Origin of the sequence: Paenibacillus sp. PastF-3 (genome assembly GCF_029893135.1) — a bacterium.
GTDB lineage: Bacteria > Bacillota > Bacilli > Paenibacillales > Paenibacillaceae > Paenibacillus_AQ > Paenibacillus_AQ nitricinens.
Genome location: NZ_JARXWM010000003.1, coordinates 302,859 through 328,534, shown reverse-complemented (window position 1 = coordinate 328,534; position 25,676 = coordinate 302,859). Strand labels below are relative to the sequence as shown.

Below are 25,676 nucleotides of genomic sequence, written 5' to 3'. Positions count from 1 at the left end.
TCAGGAACGTTCCCTGATGAATAGGGAGTGGTCAGATTGAATTCCAGAAGCAGATATGTATGGGCTTATTTCATGATCGCGCCGACTCTTCTAGGCACATTGGTTTTCTGGGGCTGGCCGGTTCTTCAATCGATTCTGCTGGGATTCCAGCAGTCGGAGAATTTCGGACTCGTTAATCATTGGGTTGGATTTGATAACTATGTGAAGTTATTTAGTGATGGAGAGTTTTGGCAGAATCTGCGCAACACTTTATACTATGTAGTTCTGTTTGTACCGATAACACTTGCCCTTTCTACTTTTTTTGCTGTATTGCTAAATACGAAGATTAAAGGATTATCCGTTTACCGGGTCGTTTTTTTCTTGCCTCAAGTCACAATGCCTGCAGCGGCAGCGATGGTTTGGGTCGTCTTGTTCGCTCAGGACTTCGGGCTCATCAACCATATATTGGGAACTCGTGTAGCCTGGTTGTCTAATCCCAATTATGCCATGTTTGTGTTGGTTATCGTTGGCGTGTGGGGGGCAATTGGCTTGAATATGCTGTTGATTCTTGCAGGTTTGCAAGGGATACCTAAATCACTCTATGAAGCTGCCGAGATTGATGGTGCCAAGAGAATGGGGAAGTTTCGCTATATTACACTTCCCATGCTGACACCAACACTTTTTTTCACGAGCATCATCCTTTTGATTGGAGCAACGCAAATTTTCGACTCCATCTATCTGATTATCGGGAAGACGAATGTAGCACTTCCATCCGTTCGTTCACTTGTTTATGCCTATTACCAAAACACTTTCGTTTATTTTAATCCTAATTATGGCGCAGCAATTATCAATGTATTGTTGTTTATTAACGTCATACTGACAGGGATCCAATTTGCTCTTCAAAAAAAATGGGTCGTCTACGACTAAGAAGGGGGGAAGACAGAAGTGCAGATCACATCAGCGCGGAAGATTAACTCGATTGTTCATGTCATTCTAATGATTAGCGCTATTGCTATGCTCGTTCCATTTATATGGATGGTGCTAACTTCGCTAAAGTCAACGACGGAAGCCACGCAAATTCCGATCCGTTATTTTCCGGAGGCCCCCAACTTAAGAGGATATATAGAGGCGATCAAGCAATCGGCATTTCCGCATTATTACTTAAATACAATTTTTACGGCATTAATGAAAACCGTGTTTCCAGTTATATTTAGTTCGATGGCGGCGTATGCCTTTGCACGGATTAGATTTCCAGGAAGTTCATTTCTTTTTGCATTGATTATATCGGTCATGATGGTACCTAATCCTGTTTTCTATACGCCGCAATACATGATGATGAGTGACTTGGGCTTAGTCAATACGGTGACTGCTCTTTGGATTACCTCGCTGATCAGTCCTTTCGCAACTTTTCTTTTAAGGCAATTTTTCCTAACTATTTCTAAGGAATTGGAAGAAGCGGCAGTATTGGACGGTTGCAATCCATTTCAAATTTATTGGCATATCATGCTTCCTTTAGTCAAGTCGGCTTTAGTTGCGATTGTTATTATTCAATTGCAGTGGGCATGGAATGAACTGCAATGGCCCCTTATCATTAACAGCTCACCTGAGAAGATGACTTTGTCATCGGGTATTGCGACGTTAGTCTCCATGTTCGGAACGGATTACCCGGTATTGATGGCAGGCGCCTTCATGGCAGTGGTTCCGATGATCGTCCTCTTTTTTATATTTCAAAAGCAGTTTATCGAAGGAATTGCATTTAGTGCGCATAAAGGATAAACCGACTGTTTCCATTTGGCATTCTGAAATCGTTCACACTGATTGATAACAGCGTTAACGAGGAGGTTCTATGAATCTATTATCTGTTCAATATATTAGGAAGGCATCATTTAAAGTATTGCTCATCGTATGCTTGTTACTGAGTACGTTCTTTGGGAATGCTGCCGGCACAGTCAATGCGGACCCGGAGCAGGCGCGTGTACCCTCTAATCCATATCCCAGCCCTGCAGCGGATAGTACACTAACCAAGCATGACTTGATGTATGCCCCAAGTCCGCTCGACAATCCGTTGAAAGGGTTCGCACCTTTCTATCCTTGGGAAACGGAGACCTCATTCCCCCACAGCCTGGAATGGTATTATGTCCCTCTGAAAGCAGTGATGAACGGCCCTGATTCATACACATTTGATACCGGTATAGAGCCAGCGCTGAATGCGATTGCAGCAAGAGGGAATCAGGCAGCGATCAGGGTATATCTTGAATATCCGGGCAAAGAGGATGCAATACCGGATTTCATTCATGACAGTGGAGTGACAATGCGTCATAACGATACCTTTAACCAGATCGAGCCTGATTACGATGACCCTGCTATGGTAACTTATTTGACGAACTTTATCCGGGCTTTCGGTGCAAAATATGACGGAGATCCGCGTATCGGATTTATTCATATGGGCCTCGTTGGGCTATGGGGAGAGTGGCATACTTACCCTTATGATGAGGATGAAACGGATGGTTTGCCGAACTATATGCCTAATGCTGAAACCATCGGAACAATCTTCAATGCCTATGATTCTGCTTTCAATCAAACCAAGCTTGAGGTCCGGTATCCCGGCTTGCCGGGCGCATCGGAGTTCAATATCGGATACCATGATGACTCTTTCGGGTATAAGGAAGGTGATCCGCTGCAGAGTGTAACCCAGCCGGAGAGTATGGGCGGAACCTATTACTCGTTTTTGACCAAAATGCTGGGAGCTGGTTCGGAGAATAAATGGATCACGCAATCTGTTGGCGGAGAAGTACGGCCGGAAATTCAGAACAACTTCTTCAGCGGCGGCACTAATGTGGATAATGCAATGAATGATATTGAACTGACTCATGCAACGTGGATGATTAACCAAGGCGGTATCAGCAACTATAATGCCAATGATCCGGCCGTAGCCGCAGGCGTGAGAAAGATGGGCTACGATCTAAATGTGACGAGTGCCTACTATAATAATGTTGCCCAAGGTGCTCCGCTTAAGGTCGGAGTAGCCATTCAGAATAATGGCGTTGCTCCCTTCGCATATCCTTGGAAAGTAGAACTGGGAGTAAAGAATTTATCCGGGAAGCTTATTAAAGAGTGGGATACCTCATGGGATATGACAAAGGTCATGCCATTGCAAATCAGGACATATCCTGAATGGAATCTTCCTGGTGATCCGCAGTACGCCCCATTCGGTGAACCCTATTATTTCGATACTTCTATTTCTGCTCCGGATTTGAATGATGGCTATTATTATTTAGTGATGAAGGTCGTTAATCCGTTAGAGGCCATTAGCAATAAGGCTAAAAAGGTGAGATTTGCGAATACGGACCAAGACACAGAAGGCTGGCTCAATTTGGGCCCCGTATTAATCGGGGAGAGTCATTCAACAACACCTCCGACTTCACCACCGCTGCCGCCAAAACGTCTGCTAGTGGATGATTATGATGGTACCCGGACGTGGTCCGGAAGCACCCAAAATGATCTGAATCAATGGACAGGTTCGAGCGGTTTCGCCAACGGGAACGGCGCTGGTGTTATCGAAGATGGCGCACTGGTCCTGCAGTATAAGAATATGTCACGGCTAGAAACCAACATCGGCCGGAATCTTTCAGATACGGGGAAACTGGTCATCCGCGTGAAGGGAGCTGCTGGCGGCGAGGAGAATCAGGTTAGTATCAGTATCGGCGGCGTCACAAAGACACTCGGCCAATTCAGTGGAGATACGATAACAACCAGCTATAAAGATATCGTTATCGACTTGGCTGCCCATGGAGTGGATTTATCGCAGACGATCTGGAGTGTGGCGATAGCACAAGCTACTTGGGATACTACAGGTACCATATATATTGATGAAATCTACTTCACTGATAAGTATGACTCAGATGATGATCCCGGTACTGGACCTGGAACTGACCCTGGTACTAATCCGGGTAATGGTACAGAAACACCAGGACTGATTGAGAATTTCGAATCTTATGGGGATAATGCTGCTCTTGGGCAAGCTTGGACAGAAGCGTGGAGCGATATGCCAGGCTCGGTTACACGGGCGCTGGGCCAAGCGAGCGGAAGCAAAGGCCTCAAGCTTTCGGTCGCAATCCCGGATTCGGATTGGTCGAATATCATTCATGCCATCCCTGCGGAGCTAAGAGATTGGTCCGCTTATGACGGATTAAGCCTCTGGGTGGACAATACAACAACGGATAACAAGAATTTCAGCTTAAACGTTGCGCTGCAGACGCCTGTAGCGAATGGAGAGTTCGGGCTGAAAGATGGCGGGGCTGCCTTGAAGATGGCTGCGGATGGAAGCTGGCATTCAGCGGCATTTAATGGAGGCTCGCTTAATGTTCCGGCCGGATTCAAAGGCGTTGTAAGAATCCCGTGGGATCAATTCGTACAATCTGCTTGGCAGTGCGATGGTGTTCAGGCCGACTGCGCTGCTGTGCTGGATCCTAGTGAAGTAACCGGGCTTCAGTTCGGATATCCGCCAGCAGGATATGTTCATAACGTGATCACAATTGATGACATCAGACTCTATCGCGCTGATAAAGTATTGGAGGATTTCGAATCGTACACAGATGATGCCGCTCTGCAGAACGTTTGGAGAATAGACTGGGAATCCGGTGAACCTTCTACACTTCGCACGCTTGATAAGGTTCATTATTCGAATGGCAGTCAGGCGATGAAATTCTCTGTTAAGCCTCCACCGGGCAAAGCTGCCTCCGACTGGGTCAATATCAAACGCGCAGCGTTTACCGGAACGGATTCGGATTGGTCGGCCTTTGATGGACTTACCTTCTGGATCAACCATACATCATCAAGCAATAAAAATATGGATTTGAATATCTCGCTTGTAACAGATGCGCCGAAAGGTGAGTTCTCGTTAAAAGCAGGAGGCGTCGTCAAACTCTACAATGCAGCAGAAGGCTGGAAGGCATCCACTCTTGGTGGAGGTTCCCTGTCGATTGCCCCAGGCTACACAGGAATGGTGAGAATCCCATGGAGCGCGTTTGCCCAGTCCGAGTGGCAAGGCTGCGTTGCCTGCGATGCATCGTTCGACGCAAGCAAGGTGCTGCAAATTCAGTTTGGTTTCGGTCCTGGCAATCAGGCTGATAATGTCCTCAGCATCGACCAGATTGGATTATATGCATTAGCGGGCAGAACAGGCGGATCTGGAGAAGGGCCGGAGAACCCTCCAGTTGATCATCCAAGTCAGCCAGATTGGGTAACATCGGCCGGAACTCATATCTTAAAGTATGCGCAGGCACCGGTTGATAATCCGCTCAAGGGGTTTCTGCCATTCTACGATGCTTCGGAGGAGGCTTATTTCAAAGTAGGTGATGATTGGAGAGATCGTCCTACACAGCTGCCTTACAGCTTGGAGTTCTTCTATTTGCCGCTTAGCAAGCTGATGAACAATCTGAATGACTTTGATTGGTCTGAGCTGGATAAACGGCTAGCAGCGATAGCCTCCAGAGGTAATCAATCCGTGTTCAGGGTGTATTTGGACTACCCGAACAAACCTTCAGGTATACCAAAATTCCTGCTGGACGAAGGGCTGAAGACTTATGCTTATGATGAATTCGACAATGGCAAAGATGCCACGAGCTTAGCGCCTGACTATAATGATGAGCATTTACTGGGCGCTTTGGATAATTTCATTAACGCGCTTGGAAATCGTTATGACGGCGACCCGCGGATCGGATCGGTGATGATCGGATTAATTGGCTTCTGGGGCGAATGGCATACGTATCCGTATGACGGGAATCTGAAATCGCCTAACCTGATGCCAACCGATGCTAACCTGAAGCGTGTTCTTACCGCTATGGACAATGCCTTCGACCAAACACAGCTCGTCCTAAGATATCCGATGGACAACAGCACACTTAAGACCAGAAATTTCGATGTCGGTTATCATGATGATTCTTTTGCCTTCCAGACACTCCCGCCAAGCCTGGGCGGACAGGGCTGGCATTTCTGGGGCAGAGTGAATGACGCAGGAGTGACTGAGTTCTGGAAGAACAACGTTATGGGTGGCGAGATGAGACCGGAAATTCAGGTGAAGATGTGGAATAATGATCCGCCAAAATACAATGAACCGTCAACTCCGATCGAAGGGGCGCAGGGAGAGGATTATTACACCAGCCTGGGCTTGACCCATGCATCCTGGCTGATTGCCCAGGGGATATTCCAGACTCCGTTGGATGCTGCATCTTTGGCGAGAGCCACTGAAGGTTCACGCAGGATGGGATATGAATATTATGTGCCCACCGCTTATCTGGACGCTTCAGATGGAAAGCTGAAAGTGGGAGTAGAGCTTGAGAACAAAGGAATAGCGCCGTTCTACTACAACTGGAAGGTAGAGCTTGCAGCCAAATCAGGAAATGACATCATTAAAATCTGGAATCCGGATTGGGATCTGAAAGACATTCTTCCGAATACGAATGGATTTGATAACAACAAGCTGTTTGTATCGGCTGATAATCCGCAATTAGGTAATGGAAGCTATGAAATATTGTTACGCTATGTGAATCCACTTGAGAAAATTAATGCTGATGCCAAAACATTCCGCTTCGCAAATGCTGAGATGGGTGAAAGCGGCTGGCTGAGCTTGGGCAGCGTAGATGTAGCGAATAGTTCTGCCCAAACCCCAGTAAGGGTTACAGGCTTAACGGCGAATACGCCGGAGCAGTTGCAATTGGCTCCAGGTGCAAGCAAGAAGCTTGAGCTCAGTGTAGTTCCGGCAGAAGCTAGTAATTCAAGGGTCGTATGGTCATCGGCAGATCCTAAAGTTGCTTATGTATCCGCCGCAGGCCTGGTCACAGCAGTAGGTGTCGGCCAAACCGTTATTACGGCGAAGTCTTCCGACGGCAATTTAGAAAAGCAATTTAAGCTGACGGTTACAGCGGATACGAACCCGCCTGCTGGAGGCGAACCGACGCCGACACCTGAAACGACTTCGACACCAGCCACATCAACACCGCCGCCAGCAGCGACATCAGCAGTACCTGTATCTACGACGCCAGTTCCTGCAACACCAGCACCCGTAATCCAGAATAATGGAATCATTCTGGAGCTGGATGGGGCAACGTTTAAACGGACAACGAATAAGGATGGTGTAAGCGAAACAATAGCAGCCATTGATGTGAAGAAGCTACAGGATGCCTTCCAAGCCCTTCAGAACAATCCGGCTGCAGCCAAATCAGGATCAGTAATCATTAAACTGAAGAGTGACGGCGGAAGTGTGAAGGTTAACATTCCATCCTCTGCGTTTGCAGGTGTGGTGGATGAATTGCCGGAAGCATCCGTTGTGATTCAGACGGATTTCGGAAGCTACAAGGTTCCGGTCAAAGTTCTGGGAGTAGCGGCATTAGCGGCGAAGCTTGGCGTTAGCCCGGCAGATATGACCATAAGTATAGTTATAGACCGGGTTTCAGGCAGCACAGCAGAGCTATTGTCTGAGCAGGCCGGCAAAGAAGGTCTGACCTTGCTCACTCCAGCATTCGATTACAAAATCATTGCGCAAGTAAACGGTCTGTCGATTGAGCTGGACAGCTTCGGCAGCACCTATGTCGAACGCACCCTTACTCTTCCGGGCTCAATTGATCCGAAGAAAACCACTGCACTCCTGTTCAGTCCGGATACAACGGCATTCAGCTTTGTTCCAGCCCTACTGCTGGATAATGGCGGGATTACCGAAGCTGTAATCAAACGGAACGGGAATAGTATTTATACGGTAGCTTCGAGCACTAAGACGTTCGCTGATCTACAAAGCCACTGGGCAAAAGCGGACATCGAACTAATGGCCTCTAAGCGGATTATAAACGGTGTTGGAGTTAACAGCTTTTCACCAGATAATCCGGTAACCCGCGCAGAGTTCGCGGCCATTCTCGTCCGTTCCTTGGGACTTAATTCTCTAGGTAAGGTAGCCGGCTTTAAGGACGTATCTACAGGAGACTGGTATGCGGGGGCACTTGCAGCCTCGGCTGAGGCAGGAATCATTGAAGGCTTCAGTGATGGTTCATTTAGACCGGGTGAAGAAATCACCCGTGAACAAATGGCTGTCATGCTGTCCAGAGCGCTGGATTATGTGAACAAATCCGTCCCGGCGAGTGATGGGATTGACACTATTCTCAGGAAATATACAGATAACGGTTTTGTCAGTTCTTGGGCAAAACATCCGGTAGCCGCCTTGCTCACAGCTCAAATCATCCAGGGGAAATCTGCAACAATAATCGATCCAACTGCCCATGCAAGCCGGGCAGAAGCTGCTGTCATGATTAAACGGCTGCTGCAGTATGTCCAATTTTTAAACTGAATAGTTGAGTGAAATACAGGAGCACATGATATGAAATTCATGTGCTCCTGTTCCAACTCAGAGGTATATACATATTGTATCCGCTTTCATATATTTAGTGTAGACTAGCAATGAGGCTCTATGGTGAAGGAGGTAGCGGTTCATGAAGAAGCCCGCTGTCACTATTATAATTGCGATCTTTTTTCTATCCATAATCTATATGTTGTACAGCGAATACTTCCGCCCGGACGTATCCGGTCCGCAAGGTTTACAGAATGCTATTGCAGTAAATGAGCTGACGTCAGATGCGCCGGCACCCTTCGTCACCTTAAAGGTGATTATGCCTGGCGATTTGTCGGCACGTATGGGTGATTTCGTTGAAAATGAATTGAATGAGAGGCTTAAAAAAGATTTAAATATGAAGCTTGAGTTGACTTATATTCCATGGTCTAATTATCAGCAAAAACTGGAGCTGGCCTTATCTACTGGAGAAAAATATGATCTGTTCTGGTATGGCGCACCCTTCGTCACTGTCTATAAAGGTTATATTCAACCTTTAGATGAGCTTCTGAATCGATATGGACAGGATCTTATTGAACATATTCCCGAAGAAAACTTCAAGCAGAACGTGATTGATGGCAAGCTTTGGGCGATACCGTCTCAGGCATTTACCTCTGCGGGGAAATTCTCTTCAGTCATGGTCCGCCAGGATTTACTGGAGAAGGTCGGTATGTCAGAAATTAAGACAATCGCTGATTTAGAACTGTTTTATGAAAGAATGCAGCTGATAGATCCAAGCTATTATGGCTATCTGGAAACAGACCGAGGACATGAAATGTTGTGGCGTGAATTGACAGATCGAAACTACTCTTCATTGGATGAGCGGCTGTTATTTATGGTTGATGAGGATTCTGGAGAAATTTTGAGTTATGTAGAGTCTGATTTATACAAAAAAGTAGTTCATTTACGAGAATCATGGGTGAAGATGGGGATCATCGATAAGAATTTGGTGGGTAATCCGGCAGCGAAGATCGATCAGGAGAATGCTGGTAAGCTTCTTTTCCGGGTAGGTGCAGTCTCGAGGGCGATGGAGAACCTGCAAACGGTACGGAATGCCGATCCAAATGCGAGGCTCCGCGAGTATTATCTTGCTAAGGAGAAACCAAAGTTTATCACTACCCCAAGTAACGAAGCCTTTATGATTACGGCCGCAGCGGAAAATCCTGAACGCGCAATGATGTTTATGAATTGGATTCTGCAAACCCAAGAGAATTATAATTTTATTATTTATGGAGTAGAGGGTAAGGATTATGAATTGGAAAAAGGTAAAATTAAGCAATTAACCAATGACCAGCTGATGTACGAATGGATGTGGCGAAATAAGGACTATTTTATCGCACCTGCCAGTGTAGAGGACGATATTATTCATGACCTGCTCAAAAATGACGAGAACTCTCGCATTTCCAAACTATTCGGATTTCATTTCAATGAGGCGTCTGTCAAGAATGAGATAGCGCAGGTAATGGCTGTCTATAAGGAAAAATTCGAGCCAATCAATTTTGGATTAGCCAATTATGAAGAATATTATCAAGATGCAATTACAGATCTTAAGAAGGCAGGTTTTGACATTGTCTTTACCGAATTAAAGAAGCAGTTCTCGGAATTTGAGCGTGGGCATCCAGATGCTGAACCCGGATTTGAGAGGACGATTGATCATGAGTAGATTCAGCATATTCACAAAACTAATTGCCACTTTGTTGATTTTACTTATCCCGATCCTGCTCCTGTTTGCAGTGTCGAATCGAACAAGCAAGGATGTACTGACGGAGGAAATTATTAAGGTAAAGCAATATCAGATTGAAACGTTCGCTAATCAGTTGGATCAGTTGTTTTTCCGGCTGGATACCTATAAGAAAATGCTGTATGAAAGTACAGATGTACGAAATTTGGCCTATCCTGATTTGCTTGATGATGTTCTGGATAAATACAGAACCAACCGAACTGTCTCTGAAGAGATAAACCGTCTTGCCGGTTATGGAGACTGGAAAGCAGTGATCGCAGTCCTCTATCCTCGTACCGGAATTGTCATCAAAAGTAACTCCAGCTTGAATGCACTCCCAAAAGTACTTCCTGCGCAGGATACATTTTGGCAATACTATTCCGATTCTAATGAGGATTATTTCCTAGGGATATTGTCTTATCCCGAAAAATCAGCGGAGTCAGGCGAGGCGCATATGAGAGTCGTGCTTAAATTTGGTGTAGCAGAATTGCGGAGAGCTCTATCTGAATTTAAAACGAATGGTTCGGGAGATCCGTTTCTGTACCATCCAGGAATGGATCCTATTTATAATTATTCCGTAAATGTTAATCAAATTGATGAATTTCTTCCCCGGCTTGGAGAGATCGACCACTCGTTGGAAAGTGGATACATGCTGCTAAAATCCGATAAGACGAGGTTTCAGGTTCATTATCAAAAACTGGAATCATTAGGGTGGTATCTTGTTGATTATGTACCTATCAGTGATATTATGGCACCTATCAGCCGGAACCAGACTATGTTTTATGTGATAAGCGGTATGCTTCTGTTTATGGGGGCATATCTTGCCTTTGTGATGTACCGGAATATTCAAATTCCATTCCGAAAACTGTTCAAGAACATGAACTTGATCGAGAAGGGCATCTATTCCGTAAGAATGTCGGACAAACCTGAAGGGGAATATCGGTTGTTATATGAAAAATTCAACTCCATGGCGTCAAAAATAGAGGAACTGATCGAGGATGTGTACAAAGAGCAACTCCGGTCAAAGGATGCGACGCTTAAGCAGCTGCAATCGCAGATCAATCCGCACTTTCTATACAATACCCTTGCTTATATCAAAAGTATGATTGAGTTAAATGAAGACAAGGCAGCGGTTTCGATGACTATGAATTTGAGCAAGTACTATCGTTACACGACTAAAACGGGGAATAAGATGGTACGGCTGAAAGAAGAGCTGGATTTGATTCATTTTTATCTGGAAATACATTGTATGTTAAGAGATGATTTTGAATTTCATATTGAGGTTGAGCCGCAGATGGAAGACTTGGAAGTTCCGCGGTTAATTGTTCAGCCGCTTGTCGAAAATGTAATCCTTCATTCGTTCAATAATCATTCCGACTATGGAATGATTCATATCCGCGTGTGGAGAGAGGAAGGCATGAATCATGTATCCGTTGAGGATACGGGCACAGGAATTGATTATTTAGTGATCGAATCTATCCGAATGAAGATTCAGTCCACTAACGAAGAAATAGAATCCGGACTCAAAAATGTCCATCAACGCCTGCGTTTGATGTATGGCGGTGACTCAGGGGTGCTGCTCAGTCAATCGAAACTAGGTGGACTTTGCGTAGAATTATGTTGGAGCAGTAGGGAAGGTGAGTCTTGACCTAAGGAGGGGAAAGGGATGTACCAAATATTAATCGTAGACGATCATACCCATTTGGTTGACAGCCTGGCGATAGGACTTCCGTGGGAGCAAATGGGGATCACCAATGTCTATAAGGCATATTCCGGCGAGGAGGCCCTGGAGCTGCTGAATTACCATTCCGTTGATATTGTGGTCACGGATATTCATATGAACGGAATGACAGGGCTCGAATTGATCGCCCGAATAAATCAGAAATGGAAAAATACGAAGGCCGTTATTATAACCGGCTATGATGAATTTCAATATGCGAAGGAAGCTATCCAACAGCAAGTAGCTGAATATCTGCTCAAACCAGTCTCGAACGAGGAACTGGAGCAAACTCTTCGCAATATTATCGTTAAAATTACAGAAGAAGGAAATGAATTATTAAATCAGCAAAAATTTGTTTACCGTTTCCGGGAGAGTTTGCCCAAATTAAGAGAAATGTTATTGTTTGATTTGATCTCCGGTAAAAATTATCCCTTATCTGTTTTGAAGGACAAGATTCAACTATACGGACTTCCCTTTTCTGTTGAGAGAGAGACCATTCTCTTATGTATGAGGGTGGAGGAGGATTACTCAAATACGGATCTTTATAGCCTCTCATTGATTGAATATGCTATGTATAACATCGTAGAAGAAGTTTTTTCGGAGAAATTTAATATCATGCACTGTAAAGATTCACATGATTATTTGATTTTTCTGGTTCAAACCAATCTGGAGCAACCAGACAAAGCGGACTCTGCGATCATAGAAGACTTGGCCAGACTCTCCCAACATCAGATCAAATTGTATTTAAAATCGAAGGTTTCCCTGGTCATAAGCGATTGGGGAGGTTTCCCAAAAGATATTCTATCCATGTACCATTCTGCTTTATCGATATATACCGATTATATTGGCTATCAAACGGAAAGCTTTTTTCATGTGACGCAAAAGAAAGAAATGTTTGAAATCCAGCCGCTGGCAGAGCTTTATCGCCCCCAGACTTTAATGGAATTAATCGATATCGAGCAATGGACGGCATTTGAGAGTAAGCTGAAACTGATATTCAGTGAACTTGAAGGGGCGGGAAGTGGAGCCCGTGAATACGGGATTGAAATATACGTTACCCTGCTGCAAGCATACGCTTATTATTTGCATAAGAAAGGTAAACGAATCTTTGAGGTGTTTGGAAGAGATATCGAAAAGATGCTGAAAATGGATGCCAGTTGGAGTGATGAACCGTTAAAAGAATGGGCCTTCAGCAGCTATGTCCAAATCAAAGCCTACAGTGACAGTCGCTCGGACAATATACGCTCTGATCTGATGGAGCGAATCCGCCGGTTCATCCAAGGAAATATAAAAGATATAACTCTTCAAGCGGTAGCCGATAATGTTAATCTTCATCCCGTATACGTATCTAACCTGTTTAAACAGGAAACCGGAGAGAACTTTTCGAACTATGTGCTCCGCTTGCGAATGGAGAAGGCGGTTCAATTGTTGAAGTACAAGGATTTGAGAATCAGTCAAATTGCGCATGAAATCGGCTATCAGAAACCGCAGTATTTTATTAAGTTGTTTAAATCCCAATACGGGAAGACGCCGCAAGAGTATAAGAACAGTTTATAAAGAGGATTTATAGCGAGAAAATCCTGCATGATTCTGAGGACTTTGAATTTTAGCTAATCTATCATGTTCATTTACAAACAAAGGAGCGACCAATCCGGTTATTGGATGATCGCTCCTTTGTATAATCCACTTATAAAAATTCAATCAATGACCCATTCCGTGATTGTTAAAGGTGTAAATGGTGGAGCCCGAATCGACAGCAGAAGCACTTGCAGAGGCGATCATTAAGCTGGAACTAATCAAGACTACGACTGTAAGAAAGAACATTTTCTTTTTCATTAGTAAACTCTTTTACTATTATTTTTTCCATTATGTTGTGATACATTTGAAGTTGTGATTGATGAGCATGTTCTCTTAGGAGCTCAAAGAGTGCTACTGATTTCTTGAGGTTTGTATCGTTTTCAATTTTGATACTAAAAATCAGAGTTTCTAGAATAGTGTTGATTGCTTCGTACATATTCTCTTGTTCGTAGTAATACATTACCAGCAAATAAATGTATTCCTCGTAATATCTTATATCCACATTAGTCACATACTCTTCTATGTCATTTACGTTGTTTTTATGATCACTCAGAATCCAATCTACGGAATAGTTATATTTTATCGAGGATTCCAAGATGGTAATTAGTCCTGGCAGTAACTCTTCCTCAGCACTGTTTCTAATAAATTCAACATACTCCTTTAGGACTCCAGTCTTGCCTTCTAAAAGGTCGAGCACGTAGGTATTGGCTTTTGCAATATTACAGTAGTATTTGACTTCATTAATTCCTTCTTCATCTAACCCTTTGATCCATCCTAATTCAGCATATTTTTGAATACACATTCTAGCTTCAGGATACTTACCGAGCTTTTGCAGTGCGATTCCTTTTGAACATAAGCTAAATCCAAAATAATAGGGAATACTCCGCTTCAGGTTTTGTTCTCTCAATGTGTCACTGCTTGTCTCATATATAATTGCAATCTGTGTGATCAGCTTGTCCGCAACTTCAATCATAGCATCCCAATTTTCCAATGAAAAAGATGCCTTAAGCATACACGTTAAGGAATCGGCATTTAATCCATCCAAATCCAACTTCAATGCGATCTTCCTTTCTTCAGCATATCATTCATCGGTTATTACTGTGACGTTTGTATCTTTAAATTATTCTTTATTTTACCAATATAGTAAGTGATTTTCATCACTGGAACAAGGAAACAAGAGTTTGTTTTAGGATTGTCCAAATATAACCAGGGTACAGTTACAGTGTTTTTACTAAGTTCCTTCGAATCGCAGGAATTATGTCTGTTATGCTGTTTATTTGCCCCTCTATTTTGGGGTTATTTGTACGTAAAATTCCGAAATGTACCTATCTTGGAAATCCATATTCAATTATGATCTTCCCGAAAGAAAGCGCTATCAAAGTAATTTTGACCACATTTCATGAGGGGGTAAGGATGATTTGAAGCGAATGGGAAAAAGATTGGGTATGAGTCTGCTAGTATTCATTATTGCAGCAGCACAGTTCGGATTTACAGGAATGAAAGGTAACGTGGCGCAAGCGGCGGAGAAGAGTATGGCTCAGAAGCCATATATGGGCTGGAGCAGTTACAGTATGCAGGTGTATGATGGGGCAGGAAACTGGACATCGGCGGAGAGCGTTAAGAAGCAATCGGACGCGATGCATGAGAAGCTGCAGGCCCATGGATATGAATACATTAATATTGATGCAGGCTGGAATGGCGATATGGATGAATACGGGAGACCTATTCCTAGTGAAGTCCTTTATCCGAACGGATTTCAGGAGGTCATTGACTATGTTCATCATAATGGGCAAAAGATTGGGATCTATCTGATCCCGGGGGTATCTATCGATGCATATAACCGAAATCTTGAGGTGTATGGGACAGGCGGCGAATGTCGTATTCAGGATATTACAGCCAAGCCGCTTACCATTATGGATTATTGGAATTCCTACACCTATAAAATTGATTTCACGAATCCCTGTGCCCAGAAGTATGTGGATTCCATTGCAGACATGCTTGGCGAGTGGGGAATCGATTTCGTCAAATTCGACAGCGTAACCCCTGGGTCGGGGATTGACAACTTGAGCCGGGATGCACGCGGTGACGTAGAAGCTTGGTCCAAAGCCTTGGATAGAAATAACATCTGGTTTGAGCTGTCCTGGGCACTCGACCACAATTACGTAGAGTTCTGGAAAAAATATGCTAACGGTTGGCGAATTGACTGGGATGTTGAATCTTATGACGGCAGTGGGTTGACAGCATGGCCGAGTATTTCCCGATTATTCCCCAAAGCAGCACTTTGGTGGCGGGATGCAGGCCCTGGCGGTTGGAATGACTTCGATTCCCTGAATGTTGGTAACGGCTCCATGGATGGTCTGACCAAGGATGAGCGGAAGACTGCGATGACGTTTTGGTCCATTTCTTCCGTACCGCTCTATACAGGGAATGACATGACACGGCTGGATAGTTATGGACTAGAACTGCTTACCAATGATGAGGTAATTGCCGTCAATCAGGCCGGACGTCCTGGACATCCGGTGTCGATGGATACCCAACAGCAGGTCTGGTACGCCAATAATGGAGATGGGACTTACAGCGTTGCTTTGTTCAATCTGGGTAGTCGGGGTGGGGAGGTTAAAGTCAAATGGAGTGATCTTGGCCTTGAGGGTCCGGCTTCAGTGCGCGACCTATGGAGCCATTCCGAGCTGGGAACCTTTGAGAAGGAATTCAGCGGTGGCATCCTTGAACCCCATGCCTCTCGTATGCTTAAAGTAACCGCATTAAGCGGCACATCAGCTGTCAATAACGATGATACAGGGATGCGCTACAGCGGCGATTGGAAGCGAAATGGAGGCAAGGAGCTGCTTGAAGGGAAGCAGGATCTAAGCATTACGATAAAGGATTCCTCGGCTACTGCTACCAGTACTCCTCAAGAGGATGCTCTCAACTCTGTGGCTGACCCTGCTACGGATTCAGCTTCGGCTTCGGCAAGCAATACCACCGTTACGGATGTGGTTTACATTAATGATAATGACAACGGCATTAAATACAACGGCACATGGCAGGTAAGCTCTGCCCGAGAACATGGAGATTATAATGGCGATGTGCATTATACCGAGAAAGACGGTGATTCTTTCGAGTACACCTTTACGGGAACGGGCATTGAGCTGCTGACGGAAAGGCATGAATCGCAAGGAGAAATGGTTGTTACATTGGATGATGAGACAGCACAGACTGTAAATGCGTATACAAGTGGACCGAGAGAGGTACAACAATCTCTTTATAGTGTATCAGGGCTTTCTAACGGTCCTCACACGCTTAAGGTGAGCAAGGGATCGGGAAATTATATGCTGCTCGACGCGTTGAAAGTGACAACAGAAAGTCCGGCTGGGGGTCAGAACAGTTCTATCACTCCGACTTCCGCTGGGTTTGATAAAGCAACGGAACAACAGAAGGATGTCACAGTCACGCTTAATCTGCAGGGAAATACGCTGAGTGCTATTGAAAATAATGGAGTGGCACTGCGCGAAGAAGATTATACGGTGACTAATGATAAATTGACCATCAAGAAGGAATATCTTGCGCAGCAACCTGCTGGCCTGGCAAGTCTGAACATCATCTTTAACGCCGGTGATCCACAGACGCTAGCGGTACAGATTAGCGACTCTACAGGCATCCGTTATGTGATGGTTAATAACGACGATCCGGCAATCAAATATAACGGTACTTGGTCCCGCAGTAGTGGAAGAGGAATGGGCGACTACAATGACGATGTGCAGTATGCGGAGCAGAACGGTGATTCTTTCGAATACACCTTCAGAGGAACAGGGATTCAACTGTTCACTGAGGTAGACGAATCGCAAGGGGATATGGATATCTATGTAGACGATCAATTCAAGGGAACGGTAAGCGCTTATCGAAACGGGCGATTGTCACAGCAGATTTTGTACAGTATCTCTGGGCTTACAGATGGCCAGCACACACTTAAGGCTGTGAAAAAATCGGGCAGATTCATGCTGCTTGACATGCTCAAGGTAGAGATTCCGAATATGATCAATCCGATCGCAGCGAGCTTTGATAAATCATCTTCTGCTCAGCAGGACATTGAGATTACACTTCTACAACAGCCGGAAAGCTTCATTGGCATTACGAACGGATCAAATCATCTGGTTCCAGGGACCGATTATACGGTAGCTGGTGAGCATGTTACATTGAACAAATCTTATCTCGCATCACAGCCAGTCGGAAAGTTGACCCTCAGCTTTATTATTGGTGGCGATTATCTTAATGATGTGCATTCAACGACAGTAGATGGCGATTCCTTTGAATATACCTTCAAGGGCACTGGAATCCGTCTGATTACACCTACGGGTCCAGATCAAGGTGAAGTAGATATTTATGTGGACGGCCAAAGGATTCAGACCGTGAATACTTATAGTCAGAGCCGACTGACACAACAGGAGATTTATAGTATTTCTGGATTGGTAAGCGGCTTACACACACTTAAAGCTGTGAAGAAATCAGGTAATCTCATGCTGACAGATCAATTGAAATTTACAGTCCCAACCAGTGATGGCGGAACAACGAACCCTACAGAACCTCCAACTCCAACACCGACAGCAACACCCATACCGACTGATGCAGGGGGGCCGTCTATACCCGCTCAGCCTTCATCCGCACCTACCCTGACGCCAACGCCAACTCCGGCATCTGGAACTGATGGGAAGGAGGATGCAGAGACAATGCTACATTCGGCGTATATCAACGGATATCCGGGCGGCTTCTTTAAACCCGATGCTCCCATTACCCGTGCTGAGATGGCAACCATCCTAGCGAAGGTTGCTGAGAAAGAGGCCACTGGATCAGGCGTGATATTCAGTGATGTATCCTCCAGCTATTGGGGGGCAGATGCCATTGCCAAAGTAGCGAAGATGGGACTAATGAACGGTTACATCGATGGTACTTTTAAACCTAACCAACCAATGACGCGTGCAGAAATGGCTAGTTTAACAGCCATGCTGAGCCCGGATTCTGCAACATCGGGCCGTGGCTTCTCTGACATTACCGGCCACTGGGCACAGGCGGCGATAAAGAAAGCCCAAGATATAGGCATAATGAAGGGCTACAGTGACGGAACTTTCCGCCCGAATTCCAAGCTTACTCGTGCGGAAGCCGTTACAGCTATCAACAGAGTTTTGGGCAGAGGTCCGCTTATGGGTGTCACACAGCCAGGGTGGAACGATGTTCCAGTCTCCCACTGGGCATTCGGTGATATTGAGGAGGCTTCGACCGACCATATCTCGAAGCCTGGTACACAAGGCGGAGAACAGTGGACAGAATAAGTTGAGCGATGAATGAACGGAGGGGCCTTCTTTGGCCCCTTTTTTCTGAATGATATGAGATGAGAAAAAGAAGGGGAGAAGAGCATGAATCTTCTAATTACCGGAGCAAGTGGATTTATCGGAACGGCTCTAGTCAAGCATTTGGCGGATAAACATACAGTGATTTGTCTGTCACGCCAAGCTCCGGAAGGGGCTTTTGCCTATGTTCAGGGTTCTTTTGATTCAGCGGAGGATTTGAGCAGGCTGGACTCGTATGATATTCAGGCGGTGATTCATCTTGCTGCTGTTACTGGCGGCTCTACTGAGGAGGACAGCCTTGCTGTTAATGTACTGGGAACAAGGAGATTGTACCGTTATCTGCTGGACCGCGGTTGCCAAAAGTTCATCACAGCGAGCTCCATTGCCGTGGTGGGTGGACTCACTGAGGATTTTATACCGCTTGAGCTGCCTATCCCAGAGGATCATCCCTGCTTGGCGGCGGATGCCTATGGGCTAAGCAAGGCTATGGTCGAGGAGTTGACCCGGTATTTTCATCGTAATCATAAAGATACCGACTTTATCAATCTTCGCTTTGGAGCTGTAGCCTCCCAGGGCTGGATTTCTCCTGTCTTGGAAACTGGATCCAAGCCGACGCTCCCGTTCATCACACTGGGGCATGTCCACGCAGAGGATGTAGTGAAGGGTATTACTGCGGCACTGGAATCTCCACTCAAGCCGGGGGTAAGAACTCTTAATCTGGTTGGGCCGGATGCTAGCAGCAACTTGCCAGTGGCTGAGCTCCTTACCCCGTTGGTGGGGAATGATTATAATTTGGATTATTATCATTTTTCGGGTCAAGAATATATGCCTTTATATGCCATGGATCGTTTCAAAGAGGAATTCGGTTTTGTGCCTTCACATTCTACCCGCCATACGATGGGTAAAGCGTAGAAGGGTTTACATGCTGGAAAGATAAAAAAATTCGGATGGTGAATAAAAAGCAGTGATAACGGCGTATATCGCTGCTTTTTATCCAGTTCTGAAAGGTTTAACATCTGCAAAATTGGGTTTGCACACTTGACTATTAAGTAAAATGTTTTAATCTATGGTAATGATAGCGCTATCGAAATGATATTAGGGGAGGGGTCACTACGCTTAAATATTCCAATATCTTTCGTAAATTCTTAATCTCCTATGTAGTCATTTTGGTCATTCCCAGCATTGGCGGATATATGTCCTATCTGACTTCGATTTCTGTGACAGAGTCTATCTCTATTGAGAACGGGGTCACCCAGCTCCAGAAAAGTCAGGAAATATTGGAGCGCCGCATGGCGGAAGTAGAAGGGTTTACCAGGCAATTGGCAGTCAACCAGGAGCTAAATGTTCTGATGAATGAAAGAGACAATGAGACGAACGTGTATGGCATTTGGAGAACGATGCGGAATGTCCTGACTTTCGGTCAGACGAATGATTTTTTGCAAAACTATTATATTTACCTCGCCAATTATAATCTTATTCTAACCCCAGGTTCTTCTTACCGACCGGAACATTACTACTCTAATTTCAACTATAAGGATCTTCCGCTACAGGATTGGACCAAAGAAGTGCTTGAGAAAACCCATCGCAGTGAAATCAAGCCACTCAGTGACTATGTTAGCAGGGGCATGCAAACCTCCGTTATTACCTATATGCAGTCACTCCCTCTGGATAGTTTCAACGATTCCTCACCAGCTGTCGCGGTAGTGATCATAGACGAGAAAATCATTTCTAGTCTGTTATCTGGTTTAACTGAGCGATACGGAGGCTGGGTTCATATCAGCGATGCTGAAGGAAATACGATTGTCCTGCAGGGAAGTGATGAGCAGAAAATGGCCCATATGACCGCTGATTCGGATTTTGATAAAACCAAGGTTAGTCAGTTCTATGAAGACGATCTAGTGATCACGACTCGTTCTGATTCGAACGGCTGGGTATACCAGACAGGGATTCCCCGGCCTATTTTGATGGATAATGCTAACAAGATCAAGCAAATGTCCATACAAATTACGGGAGGAACATTACTCATCGGCTTGATAGTCGGACTAATATTAGCTTACCGTAACAGCGCTCCAATCAACCGTATGCTTAGCGTCATGAAGGAGCAATTTGGCAAGGAAGAGGCCTCCGCCAAGAATGAATTTGACTTTTTAAGCGGAAATATTGCCAATATGATCACTAAGAACAAGTTGCTGGAAACCGAACTTAATCGTCAGCTTCCGTTGGTCAGGGATGCATTTCTGAAGCGGCTATTAGCAGGTGAATTCAAAACGCATGATGAGATTCTCACAGCCGCTGAGCAGGTGGGGATTAATTTGAAACAGAACACTGGGTATGTAGGAATTGTTCAGATTAACGGCTATGCCGGTATGGACAGCGTTGAGATTCTCAATGAGCTGAATGCTTCCCGGTTGCTGCTGAAGCAGTCCCTATCGGATCTCGGAGTGGAAGTACTAATGACGGATATGGGCTCCGACAAAGTGGTAACTCTGTTTTTCTCCAAGGAAGAAGAGACTGACAAAGCGTATGAGGCAGAGAATATCACCAGCATTCTGGAGAATTTGGCGCAGTACGTTTTTAATGAGTATCGTATTACTACTCAGGCGGGCTTCGGAGATCTTTTTACAGAAATAACGGAAATCGGCCTTTCCTTTGACCAAGCCAAGCAAGCTCTGGAATATGCCGTCTACATGAATAAAAAAGGAATTGTATGGAGTAGCGAAGCCCAAAATGAGAATACGACCTACTATTATCCACTGGATACAGAGCAACGTCTGATCAGTACCATCCGGGCTGGAGAGTTAGAAGAGGCTAAACGGATTGTCCGTGCGATTGTTGCCCAGAACATGGAACAGCGTGAATTATCCATGGAAATGAAGCAACAGCTTGTTGGAGAAATAAAAGGGACGTTTCTTAAGCTTCTGGATCAAAAGGCTTTTACAGAATACCCGGACATCGAGAGTGTGAAGCGGAGGGTCATAGACATTGGTTCATCGGAACGACTCGAAATGATTCAGACCGAATTTTTTGTTATTATGGAAGAACTGTGCGGACTTATTGCAAATAAAAAGAAGGATGTTCATATTCAGATTATTAAGCAGATCAAGGAATATACAGCAGAGAATTATTCGGATACAGAGCTGAGTCTGTACCGGGTAGCCGAACAGGTCGAACGGCCTGAAAAATATATTTCTCAATTGTTTAAAGAGGTTACAGGTGTCAATTTCTCCGATCATCTGATAAAAGTGAGAATGGATCAGGCTGTGATTTTGCTCAAAGATAGTCGGTATACGGTTGATGAGATTGCTATTCGGGTGGGCTACAATAGTTCACATTCTTTCAGACGGGCCTTCAAGCGGTTAATCGGCGTTTCACCGAGCGCTTATAGACAGTCTATTGATGAGTAAACAGTTGTTTGGCAAAAATTAAGTATTAGACTGATCCAGTAAAAGAAGCAGCGGCGGACCAAGACTTGATAAATAAAGTCTTAGACTGCCGCTGTTGTCGTTCAAATAACGTTCCCGTTAGCTTGTCACCGACGGTCTATGCATCCTACTTTACTTTATTTAATAAGTTTGTCACCATTCTGCTCAATGTCCCTTGATCGACGAAAGGAGCAAGACTTGCCAGCAGATCTGGGCTAAGATGTTCAGCTTCGACTCCACTAATCAACTTCTCGAGATTTTTACTGTCCAGAAAAGGTGCAAGGCCTATGATCTGATCCGCATCGATAGTGCCGTCTTCAACCCGGTCTACCAAACGGTTTAATGTTTCTCTGCTAATAAAGGGTGCCAGCCCTTGAATGGAATGCCAACTCAAGCTGCCCTCTTCTGCTTGTTGTACTAACCGATCTACATGTTCTCTTCCAAGAAACGGGGCAATCCCAACAAGATTGTGCACTTCTAAGGAACCGTCAATCGATTTATCTACCAGTCGGCTTAATGTGTCGCTGCTGACGAACGGAGCGAGTCCAGTAATGGTATTCCACACAATTTCGCCCTCTTCTGCCTGACGAACCAGTTCATCCAATGTGCCTGTTCCAAGGAACGGAGCCAGCCGCATGATCACGTCTAACTTAAGGACGCTGCTGTCTAATCGTTCTGTAACCTTATGCAGAGCGCTTGCTTTTACAAACGGCGCTACTTCTACAAGCTCCTCCACCTCCGCTTCTCCGGTATTGACCATCTCTGCAACTTGTTCCGGCCTGTTCTCTGCGATCTCCTCAACGATCGTTCCTAGGTGCGGGTGCTCCCGATTTTCTGTATTGTCTCCTGCATTTAAAATGTCGTCTACCGTTTTGCCGAATAACCTTGCAATCTGCGGAAGCGTTCCGATATCCGGTAGCGATTCGCCCCGTTCCCATTTCGATACCGCTTGATGACTTACATTCAGTTGATCGGCAAGTTCCAATTGGGTAAGATCCTGGTCTTTGCGAAGCTTCGAAATATAAGCTCCAATTTTACGCAAGTCGAGCATTGTATACCTCCAATAAAACAAAATGTACAGTGCGCACTGTCAAAAACAGCATAGCATTTCTGCAAACGCAATCCTATCAAGAGTTGGTTGAATTGTCTCATGGGCTTTATTCAACTGCCGGTAGAATTGTCCAGATTGAAAATCTCCAGTGAGGGTCCTCGAAAGGTGAAGACGGTTCCTGCTGATGCCTATCTATTGGAGAGTTGTACTACAGAGAAGGGAATTAAATCTGTGTGCGAGTTAAACATCTATGGAGAAGTTGACCGTTTTGATCATCCGAAGAAACTACTTTACTGGTAATCTTGACAAACTATTAGCTGGTATAGCTTAATGAAGCATCGTCAGTCTAATACTTTTTTCGGAGTCCGAACCCTGTTTCCGGAAAAATGGCCGTTCTACAGCTATTTTGTTCTCCCTGAACAGGGTTATTTGTACGCTGAAATGCCCAAGTGTACCTTTTCTTTGGGGATAAAAGTCAATTATGATCAACTCGTAGAAAGCGCTATCATAAACTACTGGCGGTTGCTTAGGGGGGATTGTTCTGGAGAAAGAAATAGTATTACACCACAAGTCGTTACCGAAGCGTAGGGGCTCTGTATTTTTACAAAATGCTCGCAGAAGTATGAAAAAGCACTGGCAGCTACATTTGTTCGTGATTCCACCTCTGTTATTTTTCCTCATTTTTAAGTATTATCCAATGCTGAATGCGGTTCTAGCCTTCAAGGACTACAACGTGATTAAAGGAATATGGGGAAGTCCATGGGTTGGATTTCATAATTTTCGATTATTTTTTGATAATCCGCAGTTTTGGACGCTGCTCAAGAACACCATCATGCTTAGTGGTTACCTGCTGCTGGCGGGATTTCCAATTCCGATTATCCTTGCGCTCATGATTAATGAATTGCGCGGGGGAAGGTTCAAAAAGTTCGTCCAGCTGGTCTCTTTTGCGCCTTATTTCATCTCGACGGTTGTCATGGTGTCCATTATTATGCTATTTATGGCACCTCGTCTTGGATTTGCGAACATCGCTCTCAACTTTTTCGGTTTGGAGTCGATCAATTTCCTTGGAGAACCGGGAATGTTTCGTTCGATTTATGTCTGGTCTGATATTTGGCAGACTGCGGGCTACAGTGCCGTTATCTATTTAGCAGCGCTTGCCGGTATAGATCCTACGCTTTATGAGGCAGCCAAAGTCGATGGCGCTTCACGCTTTCAAAAAATTCGTTATATTGATCTGCCAGGTATTGTGCCTACCATCGTCATCATCCTGATTTTGAATGTTGGGAATGTCATGGCTATTGGCTTTGAAAAGGTCTATCTTCTGCAGAACCCGCTCAATCTGGCGAATTCCGAGATCATTGCCACTTATGTCTACCGGGTCGGTTTGCTGAACGCCAATTATAGCTTTGCAACTGCGGTTGGTCTATTCAACTCGGTAATCAACCTTATTTTGTTGCTTACGGTGAATGGCTTGGCTAAACGCATCACAAACAACAGCATCTGGTAGGAAAGGAGCAACCACATGGCAGCAGTTCAACAAAAAATTAAAGAATCAACTGGCGATAAGCTATTTCTGACCACTATTTATATCCTACTCAGCCTCGTGGTCATCGCGGTGATTTATCCGCTAATTTTTATCATCAGTAGCTCGATTAGCAGTCCGGCAGCCGTTACCTCCGGCCGAGTCTGGTTATGGCCTGTAGATATTTCCTTCAAAGGTTTCAAGGTTCTGCTAAATACACCTGAGATCATTACAGGCTACGGCAACTCCATTTTTTATACAGCCGCAGGGACGTTCATCAGTGTTGTGCTTACGATCATGATCGCGTACCCTTTATCACGCAGAGGTTTCTTCGGACGCAACACTTTGATGATGATCATCACCTTTACGATGATATTCAGCGGCGGGCTGATTCCGACCTATATGGTCGTGAAGGAACTCCATTTGATTGATACCCGCTGGGCACTGCTGATACCAAACGCGATTTGGGTATGGCAGGTCATTATTGCCCGGTCATTCTTTCAATCCTCCATTCCGGAGGAACTGCTGGAAGCCAGCGAAATCGACGGTTGCAGTGATATGCGGTTTGTCTGGAGTGTTGTTATTCCGTTATCGAAGCCCATTATTGCGGTGTTAGTCCTTATGTATGCGGTAGGACAGTGGAATGCCTACTTTGACGCTTTGATTTATTTGAAATCAGCGAATTTGTTTCCACTTCAGCTTGTCTTACGAAGCATCATCATCCAGAACAACAGTGCAGGTACAATGGATGCGATGAAAATGGTGGAGCGGCAGCAGCTTGCTGAGCTACTCAAATATGCACTTATAGTTATCGCTACGCTGCCTGTACTTGTTATCTATCCGTTTGTTCAGCGTTATTTTGTCCAAGGCATGCTGGTCGGTTCAGTTAAAGGTTAATTCACAGCTTTCAGAATCTGGAGAGGGGGAGAGGCACGCAGTAAAATGACAGAAAGATATCGTACCTGCCT

14 protein-coding genes are annotated in these 25,676 nt (G+C 44.9%); 12 read left to right on the top strand and 2 right to left on the bottom strand.

Annotated features, from left to right (window positions below; all coding sequences use genetic code 11):
* Positions 1-36: 36 nt before the first annotated feature.
* The 6 genes from M2444_RS08600 (at position 37) to M2444_RS08575 (ending at position 13,350) form a co-directional block, all read left to right on the top strand.
* Complete coding sequence (locus M2444_RS08600; RefSeq protein ID WP_094869502.1) at positions 37-906, top strand: carbohydrate ABC transporter permease; 870 nt, start codon at positions 37-39, stop codon at positions 904-906.
* An 18-nt stretch (positions 907-924) separates the two neighbouring features.
* Entirely contained in the window at positions 925-1,755 is an 831-nt protein-coding gene (locus M2444_RS08595; RefSeq protein WP_373455836.1) for a carbohydrate ABC transporter permease, read from the top strand.
* Positions 1,756-1,825: 70 nt separating this feature from the next.
* Entirely contained in the window at positions 1,826-8,314 is a 6,489-nt protein-coding gene (locus M2444_RS08590; RefSeq protein ID WP_280786729.1) for an S-layer homology domain-containing protein, read from the top strand.
* Positions 8,315-8,456: 142 nt separating this feature from the next.
* Complete coding sequence (locus M2444_RS08585) at positions 8,457-10,016, top strand: ABC transporter substrate-binding protein (protein ID WP_094869500.1); 1,560 nt, start codon at positions 8,457-8,459, stop codon at positions 10,014-10,016.
* Positions 10,009-11,721 carry a sensor histidine kinase gene (locus M2444_RS08580; RefSeq protein ID WP_179281557.1) on the top strand — a complete coding sequence of 571 codons (1,713 nt, stop codon included), beginning with the start codon at positions 10,009-10,011 and terminating at the stop codon, positions 11,719-11,721. The genes M2444_RS08585 and M2444_RS08580 overlap by 8 nt, the downstream gene beginning before the upstream one ends.
* An 18-nt stretch (positions 11,722-11,739) precedes the next feature.
* Positions 11,740-13,350, top strand: coding sequence for a response regulator transcription factor (locus M2444_RS08575; protein ID WP_280786728.1), 1,611 nt, complete (start codon positions 11,740-11,742; stop codon positions 13,348-13,350).
* Between the two features lie 235 nt (positions 13,351-13,585).
* Here M2444_RS08575 and M2444_RS08570 read toward each other — a convergent pair whose 3' ends face one another.
* On the bottom strand, positions 13,586-14,428 hold the full coding sequence (locus tag M2444_RS08570; RefSeq protein WP_094877392.1) for a hypothetical protein: 843 nt from the start codon (positions 14,426-14,428) through the stop codon (positions 13,586-13,588).
* A gap of 370 nt (positions 14,429-14,798) precedes the next feature.
* Between M2444_RS08570 and M2444_RS08565 the strand changes: the two genes are divergently transcribed.
* The 3 genes from M2444_RS08565 to M2444_RS08555 all read left to right on the top strand — a co-directional run bounded on the left by M2444_RS08565 (position 14,799) and on the right by M2444_RS08555 (position 22,117).
* Positions 14,799-18,695 carry a X2-like carbohydrate binding domain-containing protein gene (locus M2444_RS08565; protein ID WP_280786816.1) on the top strand — a complete coding sequence of 1,299 codons (3,897 nt, stop codon included), beginning with the start codon at positions 14,799-14,801 and terminating at the stop codon, positions 18,693-18,695.
* Positions 18,696-18,779: 84 nt separating this feature from the next.
* Positions 18,780-19,625 carry an NAD-dependent epimerase/dehydratase family protein gene (locus M2444_RS08560; RefSeq protein WP_280786727.1) on the top strand — a complete coding sequence of 282 codons (846 nt, stop codon included), beginning with the start codon at positions 18,780-18,782 and terminating at the stop codon, positions 19,623-19,625.
* A 281-nt stretch (positions 19,626-19,906) separates the two neighbouring features.
* Positions 19,907-22,117 (top strand): helix-turn-helix domain-containing protein, encoded by a 2,211-nt coding sequence (locus M2444_RS08555; protein WP_094869494.1) that lies wholly within the window; start codon positions 19,907-19,909, stop codon positions 22,115-22,117.
* A gap of 145 nt (positions 22,118-22,262) precedes the next feature.
* Here the strand turns inward: M2444_RS08555 and M2444_RS08550 are convergent, their stop codons facing one another.
* The gene (locus M2444_RS08550; RefSeq protein ID WP_280786726.1) at positions 22,263-23,186 is read right to left on the bottom strand and encodes a helix-turn-helix transcriptional regulator; all 924 of its coding nucleotides are present in this window, start codon (positions 23,184-23,186) and stop codon (positions 22,263-22,265) included.
* A gap of 99 nt (positions 23,187-23,285) precedes the next feature.
* Here M2444_RS08550 and M2444_RS08545 point away from each other — a divergent pair, with 99 nt between their 5' ends.
* The 3 genes from M2444_RS08545 to M2444_RS08535 all read left to right on the top strand — a co-directional run bounded on the left by M2444_RS08545 (position 23,286) and on the right by M2444_RS08535 (position 25,605).
* Positions 23,286-23,486 carry a hypothetical protein gene (locus tag M2444_RS08545; protein WP_280786725.1) on the top strand — a complete coding sequence of 67 codons (201 nt, stop codon included), beginning with the start codon at positions 23,286-23,288 and terminating at the stop codon, positions 23,484-23,486.
* Between the two features lie 322 nt (positions 23,487-23,808).
* Positions 23,809-24,693, top strand: a complete 885-nt coding sequence (locus M2444_RS08540) for an ABC transporter permease (protein ID WP_280786724.1) — start codon at positions 23,809-23,811, stop codon at positions 24,691-24,693.
* A gap of 15 nt (positions 24,694-24,708) precedes the next feature.
* On the top strand, positions 24,709-25,605 hold the full coding sequence (locus M2444_RS08535; protein WP_042190759.1) for a carbohydrate ABC transporter permease: 897 nt from the start codon (positions 24,709-24,711) through the stop codon (positions 25,603-25,605).
* Positions 25,606-25,676: the final 71 nt, after the last annotated feature.